This window comes from Mammaliicoccus sp. B-M6, from assembly GCF_022386965.1.
GTDB classification, from domain to species: Bacteria; Bacillota; Bacilli; order Staphylococcales; family Staphylococcaceae; genus Mammaliicoccus; species Mammaliicoccus sciuri_A.
The window spans coordinates 34,924-56,766 of the sequence record NZ_JAJNHJ010000006.1; the positions used below are offsets into that span (position 1 = coordinate 34,924).

21 protein-coding genes and 2 pseudogenes are annotated in these 21,843 nt (G+C 33.3%); 8 read left to right on the forward strand and 15 right to left on the reverse strand.

Translation table 11 applies throughout. The annotated features are described in order from the left end of the window. Window positions 1-7: 7 nt before the first annotated feature. The 9 genes from purN to purE are packed head-to-tail and all read right to left on the reverse strand — an operon-like array spanning window position 8 to window position 8,478. On the reverse strand, window positions 8-574 hold the full coding sequence (gene purN / locus LQ693_RS03565) for a phosphoribosylglycinamide formyltransferase (protein WP_025905199.1): 567 nt from the start codon (window positions 572-574) through the stop codon (window positions 8-10). Continuing rightward, a complete protein-coding gene (gene purM / locus LQ693_RS03570; protein WP_198472267.1) occupies window positions 571-1,605 on the reverse strand; it encodes a phosphoribosylformylglycinamidine cyclo-ligase in 1,035 nt (344 codons plus the stop codon). Before purM ends, purN begins: the two co-directional genes overlap by 4 nt. Further along, window positions 1,589-3,085, reverse strand: coding sequence for an amidophosphoribosyltransferase (purF, locus tag LQ693_RS03575; protein ID WP_025905201.1), 1,497 nt, complete (start codon window positions 3,083-3,085; stop codon window positions 1,589-1,591). The genes purM and purF overlap by 17 nt, the downstream gene beginning before the upstream one ends. Beyond that, window positions 3,064-5,253 (reverse strand): phosphoribosylformylglycinamidine synthase subunit PurL, encoded by a 2,190-nt coding sequence (purL, locus tag LQ693_RS03580; protein ID WP_204167132.1) that lies wholly within the window; start codon window positions 5,251-5,253, stop codon window positions 3,064-3,066. Before purL ends, purF begins: the two co-directional genes overlap by 22 nt. Beyond that, window positions 5,246-5,917 (reverse strand): phosphoribosylformylglycinamidine synthase subunit PurQ, encoded by a 672-nt coding sequence (gene purQ, locus LQ693_RS03585; RefSeq protein WP_049319366.1) that lies wholly within the window; start codon window positions 5,915-5,917, stop codon window positions 5,246-5,248. The genes purL and purQ overlap by 8 nt, the downstream gene beginning before the upstream one ends. Then, window positions 5,917-6,177, reverse strand: coding sequence for a phosphoribosylformylglycinamidine synthase subunit PurS (gene purS / locus LQ693_RS03590; protein ID WP_025905204.1), 261 nt, complete (start codon window positions 6,175-6,177; stop codon window positions 5,917-5,919). The genes purQ and purS overlap by 1 nt, the downstream gene beginning before the upstream one ends. Window position 6,178: 1 nt before the next feature. Next, the gene (gene purC / locus LQ693_RS03595; RefSeq protein ID WP_239703069.1) at window positions 6,179-6,880 is read right to left on the reverse strand and encodes a phosphoribosylaminoimidazolesuccinocarboxamide synthase; all 702 of its coding nucleotides are present in this window, start codon (window positions 6,878-6,880) and stop codon (window positions 6,179-6,181) included. 1 nt (window position 6,881) lies between these two features. After that, window positions 6,882-8,009 (reverse strand): 5-(carboxyamino)imidazole ribonucleotide synthase, encoded by a 1,128-nt coding sequence (gene purK / locus LQ693_RS03600; protein ID WP_239703068.1) that lies wholly within the window; start codon window positions 8,007-8,009, stop codon window positions 6,882-6,884. Next, window positions 7,996-8,478, reverse strand: coding sequence for a 5-(carboxyamino)imidazole ribonucleotide mutase (gene purE, locus LQ693_RS03605; RefSeq protein ID WP_107596787.1), 483 nt, complete (start codon window positions 8,476-8,478; stop codon window positions 7,996-7,998). The genes purK and purE overlap by 14 nt, the downstream gene beginning before the upstream one ends. Before the next feature lie 206 nt (window positions 8,479-8,684). On the opposite strand from purE, the gene folD reads away from it, so the two are divergent. After that, window positions 8,685-9,542: a bifunctional methylenetetrahydrofolate dehydrogenase/methenyltetrahydrofolate cyclohydrolase FolD gene (gene folD, locus LQ693_RS03610; protein WP_037587375.1), complete on the forward strand. Its 858-nt coding sequence runs from the start codon at window positions 8,685-8,687 to the stop codon at window positions 9,540-9,542. A 328-nt stretch (window positions 9,543-9,870) separates the two neighbouring features. On the opposite strand, the gene LQ693_RS03615 is transcribed toward folD, so the two are convergent. Next, window positions 9,871-11,028 (reverse strand): globin domain-containing protein, encoded by a 1,158-nt coding sequence (locus tag LQ693_RS03615; RefSeq protein WP_206180306.1) that lies wholly within the window; start codon window positions 11,026-11,028, stop codon window positions 9,871-9,873. Window positions 11,029-11,215: 187 nt separating this feature from the next. Between LQ693_RS03615 and LQ693_RS03620 the strand changes: the two genes are divergently transcribed. The 7 genes and pseudogenes from LQ693_RS03620 to qoxD all read left to right on the forward strand — a co-directional run bounded on the left by LQ693_RS03620 (window position 11,216) and on the right by qoxD (window position 17,041). Then, on the forward strand, window positions 11,216-11,644 hold the full coding sequence (locus LQ693_RS03620) for an RrF2 family transcriptional regulator (RefSeq protein WP_025905210.1): 429 nt from the start codon (window positions 11,216-11,218) through the stop codon (window positions 11,642-11,644). A gap of 131 nt (window positions 11,645-11,775) precedes the next feature. Next, a pseudogene (locus tag LQ693_RS03625) lies at window positions 11,776-12,087 on the forward strand (immunoglobulin-like domain-containing protein); the annotation flags it as partial. Window positions 12,088-12,252: 165 nt separating this feature from the next. After that, window positions 12,253-12,678 (forward strand): annotated as a pseudogene (locus LQ693_RS03630) (immunoglobulin-like domain-containing protein); the annotation flags it as partial. A 374-nt stretch (window positions 12,679-13,052) separates the two neighbouring features. Further along, the gene (qoxA, locus tag LQ693_RS03635) at window positions 13,053-14,156 is read left to right on the forward strand and encodes a cytochrome aa3 quinol oxidase subunit II (protein WP_025905212.1); all 1,104 of its coding nucleotides are present in this window, start codon (window positions 13,053-13,055) and stop codon (window positions 14,154-14,156) included. After that, window positions 14,156-16,150, forward strand: a complete 1,995-nt coding sequence (gene qoxB / locus LQ693_RS03640; protein ID WP_025905213.1) for a cytochrome aa3 quinol oxidase subunit I — start codon at window positions 14,156-14,158, stop codon at window positions 16,148-16,150. Before qoxA ends, qoxB begins: the two co-directional genes overlap by 1 nt. Continuing rightward, the gene (gene qoxC / locus LQ693_RS03645; RefSeq protein WP_107572809.1) at window positions 16,143-16,751 is read left to right on the forward strand and encodes a cytochrome aa3 quinol oxidase subunit III; all 609 of its coding nucleotides are present in this window, start codon (window positions 16,143-16,145) and stop codon (window positions 16,749-16,751) included. The genes qoxB and qoxC overlap by 8 nt, the downstream gene beginning before the upstream one ends. Continuing rightward, complete coding sequence (gene qoxD, locus LQ693_RS03650) at window positions 16,748-17,041, forward strand: cytochrome aa3 quinol oxidase subunit IV (protein ID WP_025905215.1); 294 nt, start codon at window positions 16,748-16,750, stop codon at window positions 17,039-17,041. The genes qoxC and qoxD overlap by 4 nt, the downstream gene beginning before the upstream one ends. A 583-nt stretch (window positions 17,042-17,624) precedes the next feature. On the opposite strand, the gene LQ693_RS03655 is transcribed toward qoxD, so the two are convergent. From LQ693_RS03655 to LQ693_RS03675, 5 genes are all read right to left on the reverse strand, one after another. After that, window positions 17,625-18,380: a nucleoside phosphorylase gene (locus LQ693_RS03655; RefSeq protein ID WP_107573131.1), complete on the reverse strand. Its 756-nt coding sequence runs from the start codon at window positions 18,378-18,380 to the stop codon at window positions 17,625-17,627. Window positions 18,381-18,393: 13 nt separating this feature from the next. Next, a complete protein-coding gene (locus LQ693_RS03660; protein ID WP_107573132.1) occupies window positions 18,394-19,155 on the reverse strand; it encodes an alpha/beta fold hydrolase in 762 nt (253 codons plus the stop codon). A 53-nt stretch (window positions 19,156-19,208) separates the two neighbouring features. After that, complete coding sequence (locus LQ693_RS03665) at window positions 19,209-19,490, reverse strand: hypothetical protein (protein WP_103361564.1); 282 nt, start codon at window positions 19,488-19,490, stop codon at window positions 19,209-19,211. Between the two features lie 146 nt (window positions 19,491-19,636). Next, entirely contained in the window at window positions 19,637-20,962 is a 1,326-nt protein-coding gene (locus LQ693_RS03670) for a glycosyltransferase (RefSeq protein WP_107573133.1), read from the reverse strand. Between the two features lie 23 nt (window positions 20,963-20,985). After that, the gene (locus LQ693_RS03675; RefSeq protein ID WP_411814646.1) at window positions 20,986-21,765 is read right to left on the reverse strand and encodes an ABC transporter ATP-binding protein; all 780 of its coding nucleotides are present in this window, start codon (window positions 21,763-21,765) and stop codon (window positions 20,986-20,988) included. Between the last annotated feature and the right edge of the window lie 78 nt (window positions 21,766-21,843).

Here is a 21,843-nt window from a genome sequence, read left to right on the forward strand (position 1 = left end):
GACTCCTTTATTGAATAATTTCTTTCATAACACGTGGATATAATTCGTATTCTAAGTTCTGTATTCTTAATTGTAATGTTTCTCTCGTATCATCTGGGTATACTTTACAGCTTAATTGGTCTATAATTTCGCCAGTATCCATACCGCTATCAACATAATGAACTGTCGCTCCTGTAACACGTACGCCGTAATCTAATGCTTGCCCTACAGCGTCCTTACCAGGAAAACTTGGTAATATAGATGGATGAATATTCAACATTTTACCTTCATATTGTTTTAATAATGTAGGACCAACAATTTTCATATATCCTGCTAAAATAACCCAACTTACACGATCTTGAGATAATCTCGTGAGTAGTGCTTCTTCATATTCTTTTTTACTATCATAAGTTCTTGGATCTATGATATAAACAGGTAAATTAAATCGTCTTGCTCTTTCTATACAAAAGGCATTAGGGTTATCTGTATACAATGCTGTTACTTCTATATGGTCTAAATAACCTGCTTCGATATTTTCCATTATTTTCTCAAAATTTGATCCATTTCCTGATGCAAATACTGCTATTTTAATCATGATTGAACCCCCGTCAATTTGACCTGACCTGTTCCGTTTGAAATTTCACCAATAATATATGCTTCTTCATTTTTTGCTTTCAAGATATCTAATGTTTCTTGAGCATCTTCTTTATTAACGATAAGTACAAAGCCAATGCCCATATTAAACACATTATACATTTCCTCTGCTTCAATCTTTCCTTGCTCTTTTAACCAATAGAATATTTTTGGTACTTCATATGATTGAACATCGATATGCGCATCTTTATCTTCTGGAATCGCTCTTGGAATATTTTCAATAAATCCTCCACCAGTTATATGAGACATACCTTTAACTTTTACTTTATCTAATACGGCAAGAACAGGTTTAACATATAGTTTTGTTGGTTCAAGAAATGTTTCTAAATACGTTCTTTCTTCATCAAATGCATCATTCAACTTAATTTGGCTTTCTTTTATTAAGTTTCTAACTAAACTGTAGCCGTTTGAATGAATACCGCTTGATGTAATACCAATTATGACGTCACCTTCATTAACTTCACTGCCGTCAATATAGTCATCTTTTTCAACAGCACCAACACAAAATCCTGCGATATCATATTCTCCCTCATGGTACATTTCGCCCATTTCTGCAGTTTCTCCGCCAATTAATGCACAGTTCGTTTCTTTACAACCGACAGATACACCTGAAACAATCGCTTCAATTGTCTCAGGATTTACTTTATTCGTCGCAATATAATCAAGGAAATACAAAGGTTCTGCGCCAGTCGTTAAAATATCATTCACACACATCGCAACTGCATCGATACCGATTGTGTCATGTTTGTTATAATCAATTGCGAGTTTAAGCTTTGTACCAACACCGTCTGTTCCAGAAACAAGTACTGGTTTCTTCATATTTAATTGTGACAGATCAAATGCAGCACCAAAGCCACCTAAACCGCCTAGAACTTCCTTTCTCATCGTGCTTTGAACATGTGTCTTCATTCTATTAACCGCTTCATAACCAGCTTCTATATCTACACCAGATGCTTTATATGCTTTCGACATTAAGATTACCCTCTTTATCAAAGTATTGTTTATTACTAGCTAAATAAGCTTTTTGACGTGGACTTAAGTTTTGATAATATCTTTCTTCATAGTCATAAAGACCTGCTGGATAGTCACCAGTAAAGCTTTCTACACATAATCCGTGATACGGTACGTCTTTATCTAATCCTATGGATCGTATTAAGCCATCAACTGATAAATATGCAAGTGAATCTGCACCGATATAATCTCTAATTTCTTCAGGCGATTTATGTGCAGAAATCAGCTCAGCAGATGTCGACACATCAATACCATAGAAACTTGGAAACATGAATTCAGGTGATGCGATACGTACATGAACTTCATTTGCTCCAGCGTCTTTTAACATTCTGACGATACGCTTACTTGTTGTCCCTCTCACAATAGAATCATCAACAAGCACGATATTTTTACCATGTACGATATCTTTTACAGCTGATAATTTCACACGTACACCTTGTTCTCGTAATTCTTGTGTCGGTTGGATAAATGTTCGAGCCACATATTGATTTTTTACAAGCCCCATTTCATATGGCAAATGACTCTCTTCTGCAAAACCAGATGCTGCTGAAAGTGATGAGTTCGGTACGCCGATTACCATATCAGCATTTAAAGCCGGACTTTCTTGAGCTAATTTTTTCCCTGATGCTTTGCGAACTGCATGAACATTCTTACCAGCAATTGTAGAGTCCGGTCTTGCAAAGTAAATATACTCCATCGCTGAAATTGCAGTCGTTGTTTCTGTTGTGTATGATTCAACTCTTATACCATCATCATTTATAACAATATACTCACCTGCATGAATATCTCTCACAAACTCTGCGCCAAGTACATCAATTGCACATGTCTCACTAGCAATGATATAAGCACCCGTCTTCATTCTCCCAACAGCTAATGGTCTTATTGCATTTGGGTCAACAGCGCCATATAACGCATCTTTTGTTAATAAAGCAAATGTGAAACCACCTTTAACTGTATTCAAACTTTCTTTCAATGCTTCTTCGAAAGTAGGTGCTTTACTTCTTCTTATAAGGTGCATAATCACTTCAGTATCAGAAGAAGAATGGAAAATGGCACCTTCTTGTTCTAATTCTTTTCTTAAACTTTGTGCATTGACTAAGTTACCATTGTGGCAAACACCAACACTCATATCATAAAAGTGATATAAAAATGGTTGAATATTTTCAATTCCTTTATTTCCAGAAGTTGCATATCTTACATGCCCTATCGCATGTTGATTCCCTTTAAAACCTTCTAATTGTACATCCGTAATCGCATCAGATAATAAACCTAATCCTCTTTCACCTTTTAACTCGAAACCGTTTGAAGTTACAATTCCTGCACCTTCTTGACCTCTATGTTGTAAACTATGAAGCCCCATGTATGTGAGTTGTGCAGATTCTGGATGATTCCATATACCAAATACGCCGCATTCTTCATTTAAACTCTTGATTTCATGCATTGAGCTATTGCCCCTTTCAATTGCTCATTCAAATCAGATACCTTGTATTTAATTTGAGCAGCATCATTTTTAATCGTAAATTGAGCATTATCAGTAACACGACCTATTTCAACGGCATCATCAATATCTATAGATTGTCCTTCTTTAACGACAACAATATATCTACCTTGAGTTTCACTAAATAATTGAGCATTTGTTACTGGTAACGTCACATCTAATCCTAAGTTAAAGTGTGTAGCTATTTTTGCAAGTCCAATAGCAAGACCACCTTTACCAACAGCTTGTGTATGTGAAATTTTGCCTGAACGTATAGCATCTTTAATTTGTTCTCCACGTTTTACTTCTGCTGATAAATCAATTGAACTTGGTTCATGATTAACTTCTTTAAATAATAATTTTTCAATCTGACTGCCACCAAAGTCATCTTTCGTTTCTCCAACTACGTATACACGATCATTTACTTTTGGTTGATAATCATTTAAATACGTCACATCTTCAATTAAACCAACCATACCGACTACAGGTGTAGGGAAAATTGAAGTCCCTTTTGTTTCATTGTATAAAGAAACGTTACCTGATACGACAGGTGTATTTAAAGCTTCACAAGCTTCTGCCATTCCTTTAGTAGAATCTGCAAGTTGTTGGTATATATCTTTCTTCTCAGGAGAACCATAGTTTAAACAATCTGTCATTGCTAATGGTTTAGCACCTACAGAAATTAAATTTCTATATGCTTCTGCAACAACCATTTTTCCGCCTTCATATGGGTTGTTATAAACATATCTCGCTTCTCCATCTATAGTAGAAGCTATCGCTTTATTTGTACCTTCCACTCTAACTACTCCAGCACTAATACCTGGCTTGATAATTGTATTGGCACCAACTTGTTGATCATATTGGTCATATGCGTAATGCTTAGATGCAATTGTTGGATGATTAATCAGTTTTTGGAATACTTCTTCTACATTGATTTCATCATATTGATTATCATTGTGCTTAAATTCTTTTGCTTCACCTTCTAGAATATAAACGGGTGCTTCATCAGCTAAAGGTTCAACAGGAATATCAGCGTAGATTTCATCTTCATAAGATAAAACAAATCTATTTGTATCTGTTACTTCACCTATAACAGCAGAATCTAATTCATGATGATCAAATAAATCTAAGAATTTTTGTTCTGTACCTTTTTCAACTACTAATAACATACGTTCTTGTGTTTCTGAAAGCATCATTTCATACGGTGAGATGCCTTCTTCTCTTGTTGGTACTTTCTCTAAATGAAGATGGATACCACTTTCACCTTTAGCTGCCATTTCAGAAGAAGATGACGTTAATCCTGCTGCACCCATGTCTTGAATACCTACTAATTCAGGATAAGTAATTGCTTCTAAAGTTGCTTCCATTAATTTTTTACCTACAAATGGATCTCCTATTTGTACTGATGGTCTTTTACTTTCAGATGCTTCACTTAGTTCTTCAGATGCAAATGTTGCACCGTGAATACCGTCTCTACCTGTTTTTAATCCAACGTAGATAACTGGGTTTCCGATACCTTTAGCAGTACCTTTTTGAATTTTGTCATGATCTATAATGCCAACACACATCGCATTAACAAGTGGATTACCATCATACCTTTCATCAAATTCAATCTCACCAGCTACTGTCGGTATACCGATACAGTTTCCATAACCACCGATACCTTTTACGACTCCACTAAACAATCTACGGTTTGTCTTATTAGATAACTCTCCAAATCTTAAACTATTTAATAATGAAATAGGTCTTGCTCCGATTGATACGATATCGCGGATAATACCACCAACACCTGTTGCAGCACCTTGATAAGGTTCAATTGCTGAAGGATGGTTATGAGATTCTACTTTAAACACGACTGCTTGATTATCACCTATATCTACAACACCAGCACCTTCACCTGGACCCATTAAGACATGTTCTCCAGAAGTAGGGAATTGTTTTAAAAATGGTTTAGAATGTTTATATGAGCAATGTTCACTCCACATTACCGAGAATATACCTATTTCAGTAAAGTTCGGTTTACGTCCTAAAATGCTTACGACTTTTTGATATTCTTCGTCCGTTAAACCCATATCTCTATATAAATATTCTTTTTCAATTTCTTCTATATTAGGTTCTAAAAACTTAGACATGTTGTTCCCTCCAACTTTCGATCATAGATTGAAATAATTTAACGCCACTATCTGAACCAAGTAATGTTTCCATGGCACGTTCTGGATGAGGCATCATCCCACAAACATTTCCTTCTTTATTCGTAATACCAGCTATATCTTTATATGAGCCGTTAGGATTATCGTTGTAAGTTAAAATAATTTGATTATGATTCACAAGTTCTTCGTATAATTCATCTGTACAATAATAGTGACCTTCTCCATGCGCAACAGGATAAATGACAGTTTCATCTTTTTCATACTGATGTGTGAATTTCGTTTCGTTATTCACGATTGTTAACGATTCATTTCTACTTACAAATAAATGACTGTCGTTATGTAACAATGCACCTGGTAACAAACCAACTTCTGTTAATATTTGGAACCCATTACATACGCCAAGTACTGGTTTACCTTCACTTGCAAGTCTTTTTACTTCACTAATAATTGGTGCTACGCGTGCCATTGCACCTGATCTTAAATAATCACCAAATGAGAAGCCTCCAGGTATTAACACACCATCAAAACCTTCAAGAGAAGTTTCTCTATAGTCTACATATGCCGCTTCGACACCTGAACGTTTAGCAGCATTATACATATCACGATCGCAATTAGATCCTGGAAATACTAATACAGCTAATTTCATTATGCGTTCTCCTTATCTTCTAAGATTTTAAAACTATATTCTTCGATAACCGTATTGGCAAATAGCTTCTCACTTAAAGTATTAACGATATTCTTGATTGAATTTTCATCTGTTTCGTCAACAGTCATGTAAATCACTTTACCAACTCTTATATCATTGACTTGTTCATAGCCTAAATCGTGTACCGCTCTATTTAAAGCTTGTCCTTGTGTATCTAATACTTGACCTTGTAACGTAATATGCAATTCAATCTTTTTCATTTTATAGTTCCTCCATTTTTTTGTAGAAAGTTTCATAAGTATCAATTAATGAGCCTGTATCTTCTCTATATACATCTTTATCAAAGTTTTCTTTTGTTTCTTTGTCCCAAATTCTGCATGTATCTGGAGAAATTTCATCCGCTAATAAAATTTCACCATCAGATGTTATGCCAAATTCGATTTTGTAATCTACGAGTATTAAATTCATGTCATTCATAATTTCACTTAATACTTTATTTACTTTTAACGCTTCTTTTTTAATAGTTGATAATTCTTCTGATGAAGCAATATTCAATAATGACACGTGATCATCCGTGATAAGTGGATCATTTAACTCATCTTTCTTATAGAATAGTTCTAATAAAGGTTCTTTAAATTCATGTCCTTTTTCAAAACCTAGTCTTTTACAAATTGAACCTGCAGCAACATTTCTTACGACAACTTCTAATGGGAAAATTTCTACAGCTTTAACAAGTTGTTCTGTTTCAGAAATTTGTTCTACAAAGTGGCTCTCAACGCCTTTTTGTCGCAATATTCCAAATATTTTTGATGTGATTAAATTGTTTAAGCGACCTTTTCCAAGCATTTTATCTTTTTTAGCACCATTTCCTGCAGTCACTTCATCTTTATATTCAATTCTCAAAATACCTTCTTGATCTGTGTTGAATACTCTTTTAGCTTTGCCTTCATAAAGTAATGACATATTAAACGTTCCGCCCTTCAAATAATTGATTAAATTGGTTTTCATCTTTATTTAAATCTGTTGATAATTTTGTGATATGTCCCATTTTACGGTTTACTTTATTGACCTTTTTACCGTAAATATGAATGTGCCATTCAGGATGCTCACTAAATACTTCTTGTAAATTCAACACATCTTGTCCTAGCAAATTCATCATGATTGCTGGTTGTAATAAAGTAATCTTTTTCGGTAAATGCCATCCTGCAACTGCAAGTATATGTGTATCAAATTGTGAGTAATCACATGCTTCGATAGAGTAATGTCCTGAATTATGTGGTCTAGGCGCAATTTCATTCACATAAAGTTTATGGTCTTCCGTTACAAAAAATTCAACTGTAAACGTTCCTACAAAATGTAACTTCGTCATAATTTTTTGAACTTCTTGAATAGCTTGTTCTTCTAAATCTACTCTAGCTGGAACAACTGTCTTATATAAAATTTGGTTTCTATGTTCATTTTCTTGTAATGGAAAATAAACTGTATGATCATATATATCACGTGTAGCTGTTATGGATACTTCTTTATATAGAGGGAGATATTTTTCAACTACGCAAGGTGTATCAGTAATTAATTTCTTAGCTTCATCTAAATCTTCTTTAGATTGAATGACAAGCTGACCTTTACCGTCATATCCACCAAAGCGTGTCTTTATAATAAATGGATAGCCAATTGTTTCTATAGCTTCATTCAAGTCTTCTGTTGACTTAACTTCCATAAACGGTACAATTTGAACATTTGCACTTTCTAACGTTTGTTTTTCAGTTAAGCGATCTTGTAATAAAGCAACTGTTTGGCTCCCTTGAGGAATATTAAACTGATTGGAAAGTTTTTCTAACTGCTGTGCATCTATATTTTCAAATTCATAAGTTACAACTTTAGAGATGTCACCAAGCTGATTGAGTGCATCTATATCCGAAAATTCAGCGTTTATAAATTGGTGTGCTACAAATCTTGCAGGGCAATCTTCGTCAGGGTCTAAAACGGCAACTTGAAATCCCATTCTTTGAGCAGACTGAGCCATCATTTTACCTAATTGACCTCCACCGACAATACCTATCATGTCACCTGATTCTAGGTTATAATAAGTCATTTTGCATTTCCTCCACTTTATCGACTAAACTTTTTTCATAATTAACAAGTTGTTTTCTTACATTTTCATCTGTCATACCGATCATTCTTGCGGCTAAAATACCAGCATTTTTAGATCCGGCTTTTCCTATTGCAGTTGTCGCAACTGGTATCCCACCAGGCATTTGTACAATCGACAACAATGAATCCATACCTTTTAAGCTTTTTGATTCAATAGGTACACCAATCACTGGAACTGTTGTTAATGAAGCTACCATTCCTGGCAAATGTGCTGCCCCACCTGCTCCAGCAATAATAATATCTATATTACGATCAGTAGCATTTTTCGCAAAGTCAACCATTTCTAATGGTGTTCGATGTGCAGAAACGACCTTTTTCTCATATTGAATATTAAAATATTCAAGCATATCGCATGCTTCTTTCATGATTGGCCAATCTGAAGAACTACCCATTATAACTGCCACTTTCATGTAGGTCACCCTTTCAAATAGTTGAAATATTTAATCTTTTCTGTGTATATTACAGATATAGCATAACAATTGATCATGCTATTTTCAATGAAAAAACGAACATTTTATATATTTTTTACAAAAAAGTTTGATTTATGTTCGTATTAAGGGCATAATTTTCATTGTATCAATCAATATAGTTCGATTATTAATAGGAGGCAATTTTCATGGTAGCTAAGATATTAGACGGTAGAGAAATAGCGAAGACTTACAGAGCAGGTCTTCAGGCAGAAGTAGAAAAGTTAAAAGAACATAACATCGTACCTAAATTAACGGTCATACTCGTTGGTAATGATGGCGCGAGTCAAAGTTATGTTAATTCTAAGAAAAAAGCAGCTGAAAAGATTGGTATGATTTCTGAAATTGTACATATGGATGAATCATCTACTGAAGAAGAAGTATTATCTGAACTCGATAGATTAAATAATGACGATTCAGTAAGTGGTATATTAGTCCAAGTTCCACTTCCAAAACAAGTTTCTGAAGCAAAAGTATTAGAAGCAATCAATCCTGACAAAGATGTAGATGGATTTAATCCTATAAATATTGGTAGATTATATACTGGAGAAAGAACATTTATCCCATGTACACCACTAGGTATTATGGAAATTCTTAAACATGCAGATATTGACTTAAAAGGAAAAAACGTAGCCGTAATCGGTAGAAGTCATATTGTTGGTCAACCAGTTAGTAAATTATTAACAGATCAAGATGCAACTGTTACGTTATTACATTCAAAATCAACAAATACAGAAGAAGTCTTAAAACAAGCAGATGTAATCGTAAGTGCAGTTGGACGCGTACACCTCGTTACAAAAGACTTAGTAAAACCAGGAGCAGTCATTATTGATGTAGGTAACACACCAGATGAGAATGGTAAATTAAAAGGTGACGTCGATTTCGAAGCCGTTAAAGAAGTAGCTAGTGCAATCACACCAGTACCAGGCGGCGTCGGTCCATTAACAATCACTATGGTATTGAACAATACATTATTAGCAGAAAAATGGAAAAACGGACTTGAATAAAAATTATAATATAGAAAAAAGCGGAACCCGATGACGGTTCCGCTTTTATTTATTGTGGTAGATAGATAGGCGCTAACTTCCATTATTCCGAATTGTGGTAATTAGAACGCTGTAACTTCCATTTTTCTGAATTCTGGTAATTAGAATCGGCTAACTGTCATTATTACGAATTGTGGTAATTAGAAAGGCACTCACTTAGAGACATTTCTCTGAATTATGTCCCTAACAACACCTCTTACGGACATTTCTCGGAATCATGTCCCTAACAATACAAAAAACACCACCCCATTATGCTGATCATAATGGAATGGTGTTTTAAATAATTATATTATACGTTTGTAATACTCATTTTTGGACCAAATGGTTCGAAGTGAACATCTGCTTGGCCAATATTTAATTTTTCTAGCTCATCAAATATTGTATCCATAAATGTGATACCGCCACATAAATAGATGTCGACGTCTTCATTAATCCAATTGCTTAATTCATTGCTTGTTAAATATCCGTCTTTTTCTTTTAAATGATAAGTAACTTCTACATTTTCGTTCATTGCGTTTAATGCATCTACTTCTTCTTTAAATGGTACGTCTTTTTCTGCTTCATTTACATGTACGAAATGAACATTTCTACCTTTATATGCTTCATCTTCTAACATTGCTAGCATTGGTGTAACACCTGCGCCTGAAGATAATAGTAATAATTTTTTGTCTTTATCTGATTCTACTTTGAAATCACCTGCTGGAGCTGAAAGTTCAATTGTATCTCCAACTGAATATTTATCATGTAAATCATGAGATACTAGACCTTTTTTCTCGCCTTCTCCTTCGCGTTTTACAGCAAATCTTATTTTACCGTCATTTTTTACAGAGTAAATTGAGTAATGTCTTAATGCTAAATTATCATCGTTTGTTGGTTTAATACGTACAGTGATATATTGACCTGCAACAAGTTCAGGAATTTTAATGTTATCTACCGGTTCAACTTCAAATGATTTCATTGAAGTACCTTGATCTTCGATATTTGTAATTTTAAATGATTTAAAGTCATCCCAAGCTGCTGCTTCATACATTGCTTTTTCCATTTGGATAAATACGCCTGCAATTTCACCATATGCTTCTTCCCAAGCATTCATAATATCATCTGTAGCTGCATCGCCTAGAACTTCTTTAATTGCTTTTAGTAAGAATTCACCAACAATTGGATAATGTTCTTCTTTAACTTGTAATGCACGGTGTTTATGTGCAATTTGATTTACGTTAGGAACGATTGCTTCTAAATGATCGATATGTTTAGCTGCTGCTAAAACTGTTTGTGCTAAAGCTGTTTGTTGTTTACCTTGCTTTTGGTTAGATTTATTAAATATGTTCAATAATTCTGGATGTGCTTCAAACATTCTTTGATAAAAGACTTTTGTAATTTCATTTCCGTATTGTTCTAATACTGGTACTGTTTGTTTTACGATTTCTTTAGTTTGTTCTGATAACATCAGAAGTCCCCCTCTAAAAGATATATTTTAAATACATGTTTAATTGTAAATAATTTCACAATGTTTATCAATACAGTTCGCAAAAAGTTTACAAAGTTGTCACTCTTTTAAAAATACATATATTGATTGATTGTTTTTTAACCTTCATATTAAGTATAATTAATATATTATAAGGAGGTTGAACTTTATGAAGCTCACCCAATACACGGATTATTCTTTACGTGTCCTCATGTATTTAGCCCAACAAAATAAACAATCTCAAATAGAAGAGATTTCAAACTTTTATGGCATATCAAAAAATCATTTAACAAAAGTCGTACATCAACTTGTTAAGTTAGGATACTTAAAATCTATAAGAGGAAGAAATGGTGGCATAATCCTCAATCAGTCCCCTAGTGACATTAATATAGGTAAACTTGTTAGACAGACTGAAGATCATTTTGAATTAGTTGAATGCTTTAATATGGAAACAAATACTTGTCCAATAGCATTAAATTGTGGATTAAAAGGTGCACTCAATCATGCTTTAACAGAGTACTTACGTACGCTTGATCAATATTATTTAAGTGATATCATTCCTAAAAACACCCTAAAAGACACTGTTTACACTCTTTAAGTTAGGAAATCGGTCTAAAGGTCGATGTAAATGTGAAAATATTACGATAATATATCATTTAGTAAGGAAATGAAAAACGACACATGTTATTCTTTCCTTATAGCTTACAACAAAGGAGTACATAAAAAATGATGAATAAAATATTACAATCACTTACAGTACTTGGTGTTTCTGCTTCACTTGTTACACCTTCATTAACTGCGAGTGCTACTGGAAACAGCCTTCCACAAATTAAAGGTGTCGAGGGTGACGTTGTTGAAAAAGGTGCTGACTACGATTCATTAAAAGGCATAAAAGCATATGATAAAGAAGATGGAGACTTAACAGATAAGATTAAAGTAACTGGTGACGTTGATACTTCTAAATTAGGTAAATACAAAGTACAATATAAAGTCACAGATTCTGATGGCGCATATAGAACAAAATGGCATTACGTATATGTTGTCAAAGAAGGTTCATTAAATGGTTCTAAAGACAACGATACTAAAGATAAGAATAAAGATGAATCTAAAGCTGAAGTAGCATCTAACAAAAAGACTTCTACTAAAGATTTAAATGAAAACATGCCACTTATTACAGTGCCAACTAAAGATTTAGTTTATCAAGGTGACCACTTCGATCCGATGAAAGGTGTTAAAGCATCTGACAAAAAAGACGGTGACATCACTGATAAAGTAACTGTTAAAGGTGATATTGATACTTCTAAAACAGGTTTACAATATATCACTTACCACGTTAAAGATTCTGATGGCTACTATTACACATACAAAAGAGGCGTTTACGTAAACGATGCAGATTTAGCACCTAATCCTGAATTATCAGGTATTAAAGACGTTACAATTAAAAAAGGTCAAGACTTTGACTTATTAAAAGGTATAAAAGCTAAAGATAAATCAGGTAAAGATTTAACGTCTGACATTGTTACAAGTGGCGAAGTAGACACTAGCAAACCAGGTAAATACAAAGTTGGTTACGCAGTATCAGATGCTGACGGTCATATCTCAGCTGAAGGTAGAACAATTACAGTAAAATAACCATATTTAAGCAAACCAAATGAAGTCATTCATTTGGTTTGTTTTTTATATTTATCAAAAGTGTAATTTTTAAATTTCCGTTTCATTTAAACGCCTATTTAAGAACATTAAAAATATTTTGAACTATTCTTAATAACCTGAAAACTCAATGTTTTTAACAATTTAAAGATGTTTTTTCGTTTTTTTAAATATTTTTAAAATGTACACAAAAATTTAACAATTAGAAAAAAACGCGTCATATCAAAGTTAATTAAATACATTTTTATATTATAACGCTTACACCCTATTTTATAGCCTTGTAAATATGTTTAAATCCTTTAAAATTAAGGTCTAGCCATATATATAGGTATATAGAAAATTGGGAGGTAAAAAACGTGGCAAAGTTAAAGTCAATACTTCTCATGTCAACATTAGGTATTTTACTTAGTGGTTGTTCAAATTTAGAAGTATTAAACCCCAAAGGCCCTATGGCTGAAGATCAACATTTCTTAATTATCTTTTCAATTATTATGATGGTCTTTATTGTTATAGTGGTCTCCGTTTTGTTTTTAATATTTATTATTAAATATAGAAAAACAAAAAATGAAACATCTGGTACGATGCATCACAACGTCGTTTTAGAAGTTGTATGGTTTATTATTCCAATCATCATACTTGTGATATTAGCCGTACCAACAATTAAATCATTGTACAATTATGAAGAAGCACCTAAGTCTGAAGAAGACCCAGTTGTTATTTATGCAACAAGTGCTGGCTTTAAATGGTTCTTTAGTTATCCTGATGAGAAAGTCGAAACTGTCAATCATGTAACGATTCCAGAAGGTCGACCAGTTCTATTTAAATTACAATCTATGGATACAATGACAAGTTTCTGGGTACCTCAATTAGGTGGACAGAAGTACGCTATGACTAGCATGACAATGGATTGGACATTGCAAGCTAATGAAACAGGTACATTCAAAGGAAGAAACTCTAACTTTAATGGTGAAGGGTTCTCTAGACAAACCTTTAATGTTAACGCTGTAAGCAACGAAGATTACGATAAATGGGTTTCTAAATCTCAAAAACGTAAAACAATTGATCAAGATACATTCGATCATCAAATTTTACCTACAACTAAGAATGAGGAACTTACTTTTAGTGGAACACACTTAGCATATGTAGATCCTGCTGCGGATCCTGAATACATTTTCCATGCTTATAAACGTTTCCGCTATGAACCAAAAGATCCAAACTTCTATGATGAAAGCGAAGGCGTAACAGAAAAACCAGTATTACCTGCACGTAAAGTGACTGTTACAAACCCTAACTATGAACGTCATGGAATGAAACCTATGATTCTTAAAAATAACGAAAAATATGACAGTGACTTCAAAAAAGAAGAAAAACATCATATGGACGAAATGGAAAAAATGCAAGAAGATGCAAAATCTGATGATGAAAAATCTTCAGAAAAGAACCATGGAGGTGACAAGTAATGAATTTTCCATGGAATGAATTTATCGTTCAAAGTGACTGGATGATAACAATGGCGCAAGTATTACTTGTATTAACAGGTATATGCGTTGTTGGTGGTCTAACATACTATAAAAAATGGAAATGGCTTTATACAGAGTGGTTAACTTCAGTTGACCATAAAAAAATCGGTGTAATGTATATTATATCTGCAATCATTATGTTCTTCCGTGGCGGTGTAGATGCACTTCTTATCCGTTTACAATTAATGACACCTGATAATACATTACTTAAATCTCAGCACTATAATGAAATCTTTACAACACATGGTGTAATCATGATTATCTTCATGGCAATGCCGTTCTTAATCGGTTTAATGAACGTTGTTGTTCCTTTACAATTAGGTGCTCGAGATGTTGCATTCCCTATGTTAAATAACTTAAGTTTCTGGTTATTTGCTGCCGGAATGGGATTATTTAATATTTCATTCGTACTTGGTGGTGCGCCAGCTGCTGGTTGGACAAACTATGCGCCACTTGCAACTGACTTTAGTCCAGGTACAGGTATTAACTATTATTTAATTGCAATTCAAATTTCTGGTATTGGTACGTTAATGACGGGTATTAACTTCTTCGTTACGATCTTAAAATTACGTACTAAATCAATGAAATTTATGCAAATCCCAATGTTCTCAATGACAACATTAATTACATCATTATTAATTATCTTAGCCTTCCCTATTTTAACTGTCGCACTTGCTTTAATGACTTTCGACCGTTTAATGGGAACAAGCTTCTTTGAAGTTGCTAATGGTGGTATGCCAATGTTATGGGCTAACTTCTTCTGGGTATGGGGTCACCCTGAAGTTTATATTCTAGTATTACCGGCATTCGGTATTTACTCTGAAATCATCCCTACTTTTGCTAGAAAAAGATTATTCGGACATCAAAGTATGGTTTGGGCAACTGGTGGTATTGCGTTCTTAAGCTTTATCGTTTGGGTTCACCATTTCTTCACTATGGGTAGTGGTGCATTAGTTAACTCATTCTTCTCAATATCAACTATGTTAATTGCCGTACCAACTGGTGTTAAAATATTCAACTGGCTATTAACCTTATATAAAGGTCGAATTACATTTGAATCACCTATGTTATTCGCATTAGCCTTTATTCCAAACTTCACATTAGGTGGGGTTACAGGTGTTATGCTTGCTATGGCAGCAGCGGACTATCAATATCACAATACTTATTTCTTAGTGGCACACTTCCACTACGTTATTATCGCTGGTGTTGTATTCGCATGTTTCGCAGGTTTAATATTCTGGTATCCAAAAATGTTTGGTCACAAATTAAATGAAAAGATTAATCAATGGTTATTCTGGACATTTACTTTAGGATTCAACTTATGTTTCTTACCACAATTCCTATTAGGTTTAGATGGAATGCCACGTCGTTTATATAAATACACTCAAGCAGATGGATGGTTCTCATTAAACTTCATCTCTACAATTGGTGCATTCTTGATGGGTATTGGTTTCTTAGCTCTAGTATGGAACGTCGTATACAGCTTTGGTAAAGCGAAACGTGAAGCAACTGGTGACAACTGGAATGGTTTAGGTAGAACATTAGAATGGGCTACTGCTTCAGCTATGCCACCACACTACAACTTCGCTATTACACCAAAATGGTATGATACTGAAACATTTGTAGAAATGAAACAAAATGGTAAACACTATCTTGACGATAGAGATTATAAAGATATTCATATGCCTAACAATACACATGTTGGATTCTGGATGGCAGTATGTTTCTTATTCGGTGGATTCTTCCTAGTATTTGAAACATATATACCAGCAATTATCTTTGGTATTGGCGTATTAGCATGTATGGTTTGGAGAAGTTTCGAAAAAGACTACGGCTACCATATTCATGCTGAAGAATTAGAAGAAAATGAAGCAAAATTACGCGAATTACGTGAACAAGAATTACAGGAAAAGGAGGACAATAAAGATGAGTAATGAACACCACAATACAATTGATACTGTTAATGAAACAGGACAATTAAATAAACTCGGATTTTGGGTCTTTCTTACTGCTGAGGTTGCGTTATTCGGTACATTATTTGCAACATTCTTAGTATTACAGAAAAGTGGTTCATACGGTGGTTTCACTACACCAGAATTATTTGAATTACCATTAGTTATGATTATGACATTCCTATTACTTGTAAGTAGTTACACTTGTGGTATCGGTGTTTACTACATGCGTAAAGAAAATGTCAAAATGATGATGGTATGGATGATTATCACACTTATCTTAGGTGCAGGATTCGTAGGATTTGAAATTTACGAATTTACTCACTATGTTCATGAAGGTGTTACACCTCAATTAGGATCATTCTGGTCTTCATTCTTTATACTTTTAGGTACACATGGTCTCCATGTTACTTTAGGTATATTCTGGATTTCAGGTGTATTAATCCAAATCCTTACACGTGGATTAAATGAACACAATGCACCTAAAGTATTTATCGGAAGTTTATACTGGCATTTCCTTGATGTTGTATGGATCTTTATCTTTACATTAGTTTATCTTGTAGGGATGGTGAGTGGATCATGAATAAAACAGTCGTTACACATACAGTCGGTTTAATATTCTCAATTGTATTAACATTAGTAGCTGTTTATGTCATGTTATACACTGGCATGTCACTACAAGTAAGAACATCAATCATTATTGGATTTGCTTTCTTACAAGCATTAGTTCAATTACTAATGTTCATGCATTTAACAGAAGGACCAGATGGACGCGCAACTGCATTCAAAGTACTCTTCGCAGTAATTATTACTTTATTAGTAATAATCGGTACTTATTGGGTTATGGTTGGCGGACACAGCGCCCATATGTAATACCTATATATTTAAAGCTGTTAATAAAGTCAGAGACTTTATTAACAGCTTTTTTATTTTGAATAGAATTAATTAATAGTATGGAGAGTGAGTTGGTTGGTTGGATGGATGGATGGGGATTTTGGGTTGGTCAGGTTTGCAATGTTCGGAGGTGCTATGTTGCTATTTTGGTCAGTCTTGCAATTTTCGGGGCTTCTATGTTGCTAGTCATGGCTGTCTTGCAATTTTCAGTCCTTCAATATTGCTAGTCACGCTTCACTTGCAATATTCGGGGGCTCTATGTTGCTAGTCATGCCCCACTTGCAATGTTCAGTACCTCAATATTGCTAGTCATGCGCGTCTTGCAATATTCAGAGCTCCAATGTTGCTAGTTGTCCCCCACTTGCAATGTTCAGACCTCCTATTTATCTAGTTTGATGAGTCTTGATAAATACACCGCCTTTATTTATCTAGTTTCGTCAGTCTTGATAAATACAGGGCGGCTATTTATCTTGTTTCGACATTCTTGATAAATGGAATACCCCTAACTTAAATATTTAAGTTAGGGGTATCTGATTAAATTGTACTAGTATTTTCCCACGCGCTATAAGTCAAGTTCTTCTATTATTTTCATAGCTACATGAAATTTGTCTATATTATGATTTGCTTCTTTTAATCCATCTACTTTATATGTTTCTTCAGAAAGTACATCACCAGTTACAAGAAAATTAAATAGTTCAAAGCCGTGAAAATCACAAACTGCTTGTACTCCAGCAAGCTCCATATCTACTGCAATACATCCTTCTTTTTTTCTAGTATTATATTGAGTGTTTGTTTCCCTCAGTACTGCATCAGTTGTCCAAACTTTACCTTCTATAAATGGTAACGCTAATTTATTAAATACTTCAGTTAATTTATTTGCATTCTTTACTTTAATATAGTCTGATGGAGGGGCGTAATGATATGACATTCCTTCATCTCTATAGCTGTGAGTAGGTATTATAAATTTATTAAAAGTTCTTTGGCTATTAAGACTTCCTGCTGATCCAAACATTACAAATTTTGTAGCGCCTGTTATCCAATTACATATCATGCAATATTGAGAAGCAAGGGTTGAACCAATTGCAGATAGATAAAATGCTACAGCTTTACCTTTATAAATGAATTTATATATAGGAAATGCTCCGTTAGAGGCTTTGATTTCATCGATTTTTTCACACTTATTTTCTCTTAGAATACCATCGTATATTTCTTTAGAATATGTAATTAAGCAAACTTCAACTTTGAATTGTTGTTCACCATAGAAGTCACTCAAATTTACAATTGGTTTCCCTTGTATATCAAATGAATCGGTTATCATTTAATTACCTCCCTCATACATTTATAGTACTTAGCCAACTTTTTATTTCTTTTCCTACTTTTACAGGGTTATCTATATAAATATCGTGGCCACTGTCAGAGATTGTTTTACAGGAAATATGTGAAGGTATATTTTTAATTTTCATGTCTAATATGAATTGATCCTGTTCTTGTGGTAATAAAACCAATATATTTCTGTCTATTAATTGATTGAAGGTAGGTAAGTTGATTTGTCTTCTTATTTTCAATAATTTTAAGATAGAATGTTCATTAATATTAAGTTCATAAACTTGTTTATTTAAATTGAAAGTCATCCTTGCAGTTGATGCTTCTAATAAATTTTGATTCCATGTTTTATATGCATCCTTTTCTGACTCTATAAATTCGTCCAAGTTCTTGAATTGAAAATTTTCTAAATGATTTTTAGTATCTTTTATTTCAACTTCACTGCTGTAGTCTAGGTCTTCAAGATTAAATAATCCACCATCTAATAATATAATATTTTTAATTTGTGGAACCTTGATACTTAAATAAGATAATAAATCTGCTCCTAAAGAATGCCCCACTATAGTCAATTCTTTATTACCATAAATTTTTATCTCTGTTTTAAACCACTCCACTAATTCATTTAAATCATTAACAATAACATCTAGATTCAAACCATGACCTGGCAGATCAATTTGAACTATATTCAGATTATCCAATTGGTTATTTAAATCTTTCAAAAATAATCTATGACTGCCTAAACCAGAAAGAAATAATAATCGCTCTTCCATATAAGCTCCTTCATTAAAGATATATGTAATTTTTTTACTTACCTCTACCAACTCTACAAGATCAGATTTTCAAAGTTACGACTGACTTGGGACACTTTTTCTTGGTTTCCGACTTCTCTATAATATAGGATTGCTTTTTGATACATTTCGATTGCTTTTTTTCTGTTTTTTTGTGATACGTATATTTCAGCAAATTTGTTAAACCCGTCTCCCATTATTTCAAAATCATATCTTACTACATTTGCTTCTAGATCTCTTAGTAACATCATTGCTTCTCGTTCATTACCTACTTCAATAAAATTGCTAACGCGTTCTATACTCTTTTTAATATACATCTTACAATTACTCCTTCTACCGTTACTATCTTAATTATATAATTGTAATCCCAATATTTACAAAACACAAGTTACTAAATACAATTGATGACTACTTCAAAGCACGTAAAAAAGGTCTACGATGCCGAGGCATGGTAGACCTTCTGTTATTTTGTATGAACTTGAGTTATTGGATGCTCCAGTGGTACAAATTGATTATAGACTTCGAGTAATTTTGATTTTTCATTATTCCAATTATAGATTTCTTTAGCTTGTTTAGTATTTTCACTTAATTGATTTCTTAAGCTTGTATCTTTTACAAGTTGATTCACTGCATTAGCTATTTCTGAAGCATTATGAGAATCCACAACTAAACCAGTATGAGTTTCTTCGACTACTTTCTTAATTTCTGGGAAGTCACAGCTGACTACGGGAACGTGAGCCATCATATATTCAAATAATTTATTTGAACTTGCTGAATAGTGATTGAAGCAAATGTTCTGCAACACTTGGAATCCAAGGTATGCTTCACGCGTATATGATGGTAATTCTTGAAATGGTACTTTATCTAAGAAATGAATTCTATCAGCTTGTTTGGAAGCTTCAGCTTGTTCTTTTAAAGTCTGTGTTAACTTCCCTCCACCGATAAATAGTAAATGCCCTTCTTCAATTTCATCCATTGCTTCAATAAGTAATTCAAGCCCTCTTCCTTGTTGAAGTCCGCCTTGATAAAGTAAAATTTTCTCATCTTCATTGATACCTATTTTCTTATGTAAATTGATTTGCGGTTTTTCTTCAATATTGTATTTCTCTGAATAGTTATACAATGTTTTAGGATAGAATCCATATATATCTTCATTGTATTTTGCTCTTGTATGATTTTCTACAATCATTTGATCTACAAATTTTAACATGAACGACTCAATACGCTTAATTGTCTTTGGATTATAACCTGTTCTGTCAGATTGAACTTCATGACTATCATAAATTAATGGTTTCGGTTTTAAGCGCAATTTAGAACATACGATAGCTTGAGGTAATGTGTTTAAATCATTTGCATGATAAATATCAGCATTTTGTATATAACCTTTTACAATCATTCTCGTAATAATTGCACCATTTATAAACCATTTTCTTATTTTTTTAAACTTTATCATACCTGCAGCAACCACGAGTGATAACAGATAAGCTGCCATTAATGTGAAACTTATATAGAAAAGACTTGGTATAATAACAACTTGGACACCAGCTACAACTAATAAGAATTTCTTGCCATGATCTTGATAAGCTTGCAATAACCATGGATATCTCTTCACTCTATAAACTTTAAATGTGTTAGATATTTCTTCATAAGCTGAAATAGCAGGATTTTTCGGATCATTTATCGCAATTAAATTTACATCATATCCATTATCCGCTAAAGTTGTACACTCTCTATTGACTCTTGCATCATTCGTAAAATGATTCCATACAAACATTGTGACCTTTTTCATTTGATAACCTCATTCCATGCAAATTATAGTATCCCTACTTGGAATAGTAGTATATATATCCATGCCACACTCATAATCCCAATCATCGCTATTAAACTTGTTGGTCTTTTTTCTTTTTGTATGACTGAATCATCAACTTCTTTATTACGTTGTTGTTGGATTTTAATACGTTTATATTCTAATTGTTCTTTTTTCGATTTCTTTTTTACTTTCTGAATGAGATTAACGTACCTCGCCACGATATCATTGACTTCACCATATGCAACCATCTCACCATAATGTATCCAAATCGCTTTTTTACACATTTTTTTAATTTGTCCTGCTGAATGAGATACAAAAAATATTGTTTTTCCTTGTTCTTGTAAATCATGCATTTTATCTATACATTTATTAGAAAAAGTTTCATCACCTACAGACAATGCTTCATCGACAATAAGTATATCTGGATCTGTATGAATCGCAATTGCAAATCCTAATCTTGATTTCATACCACTAGAATATGATTTTAAAGGTTGATAAATAAATTCATCAAGTTCACTAAACTGAACAATATCATCAAATTTTTCATTTATTTCTCGTTGCGACATACCGTGCATTAAACATTTATAATGAATATTTTCTTCACCTGTAAATTCAGGATTTAACCCTGCGCCAATCGCAATCAGCGACGGCTTACCATTTGTATAAACTGTTCCAGAAGAAGGTTCAACAACACCACCTAGAATATTAGATAAAGTTGATTTACCTGACCCATTCAGTCCAATAATGCCTACAGAAGTCCCTTCTTCTACTTCAAATGAAATATCATGTAAAGCATAATAAGGTTTAGATTTATAACTTAATCCAAAAGTAAATAAAGATAATAGCTTATCTTTTCTGTT

Coding starts and splice junctions, on each gene's coding strand:
- LQ693_RS03655 (WP_107573131.1), bottom strand. CDS start 18,380: ATGATAACCGATTCATTTGATATACAAGGGAAACCAATTGTAAATTTG.
- purK (WP_239703068.1), bottom strand. CDS start 8,009: ATGACTTATTATAACCTAGAATCAGGTGACATGATAGGTATTGTCGGT.
- qoxD (WP_025905215.1), top strand. CDS start 16,748: ATGAATAAAACAGTCGTTACACATACAGTCGGTTTAATATTCTCAATT.
- purL (WP_204167132.1), bottom strand. CDS start 5,253: ATGTCTAAGTTTTTAGAACCTAATATAGAAGAAATTGAAAAAGAATAT.
- qoxB (WP_025905213.1), top strand. CDS start 14,156: ATGAATTTTCCATGGAATGAATTTATCGTTCAAAGTGACTGGATGATA.
- purE (WP_107596787.1), bottom strand. CDS start 8,478: ATGAAAGTGGCAGTTATAATGGGTAGTTCTTCAGATTGGCCAATCATG.
- qoxC (WP_107572809.1), top strand. CDS start 16,143: ATGAGTAATGAACACCACAATACAATTGATACTGTTAATGAAACAGGA.
- purC (WP_239703069.1), bottom strand. CDS start 6,880: ATGTCATTACTTTATGAAGGCAAAGCTAAAAGAGTATTCAACACAGAT.
- purF (WP_025905201.1), bottom strand. CDS start 3,085: ATGCATGAAATCAAGAGTTTAAATGAAGAATGCGGCGTATTTGGTATA.
- purQ (WP_049319366.1), bottom strand. CDS start 5,917: ATGAAATTAGCTGTATTAGTATTTCCAGGATCTAATTGCGATCGTGAT.
- LQ693_RS03670 (WP_107573133.1), bottom strand. CDS start 20,962: ATGAAAAAGGTCACAATGTTTGTATGGAATCATTTTACGAATGATGCA.
- LQ693_RS03665 (WP_103361564.1), bottom strand. CDS start 19,490: ATGTATATTAAAAAGAGTATAGAACGCGTTAGCAATTTTATTGAAGTA.
- purN (WP_025905199.1), bottom strand. CDS start 574: ATGATTAAAATAGCAGTATTTGCATCAGGAAATGGATCAAATTTTGAG.
- purS (WP_025905204.1), bottom strand. CDS start 6,177: ATGAAAAAGATTGAATTGCATATTACGTTACAAGGTCAAGTATTAGAT.
- LQ693_RS03660 (WP_107573132.1), bottom strand. CDS start 19,155: ATGGAAGAGCGATTATTATTTCTTTCTGGTTTAGGCAGTCATAGATTA.
- folD (WP_037587375.1), top strand. CDS start 8,685: ATGGTAGCTAAGATATTAGACGGTAGAGAAATAGCGAAGACTTACAGA.
- purM (WP_198472267.1), bottom strand. CDS start 1,605: ATGTCGAAAGCATATAAAGCATCTGGTGTAGATATAGAAGCTGGTTAT.
- LQ693_RS03620 (WP_025905210.1), top strand. CDS start 11,216: ATGAAGCTCACCCAATACACGGATTATTCTTTACGTGTCCTCATGTAT.
- LQ693_RS03615 (WP_206180306.1), bottom strand. CDS start 11,028: ATGTTATCAGAACAAACTAAAGAAATCGTAAAACAAACAGTACCAGTA.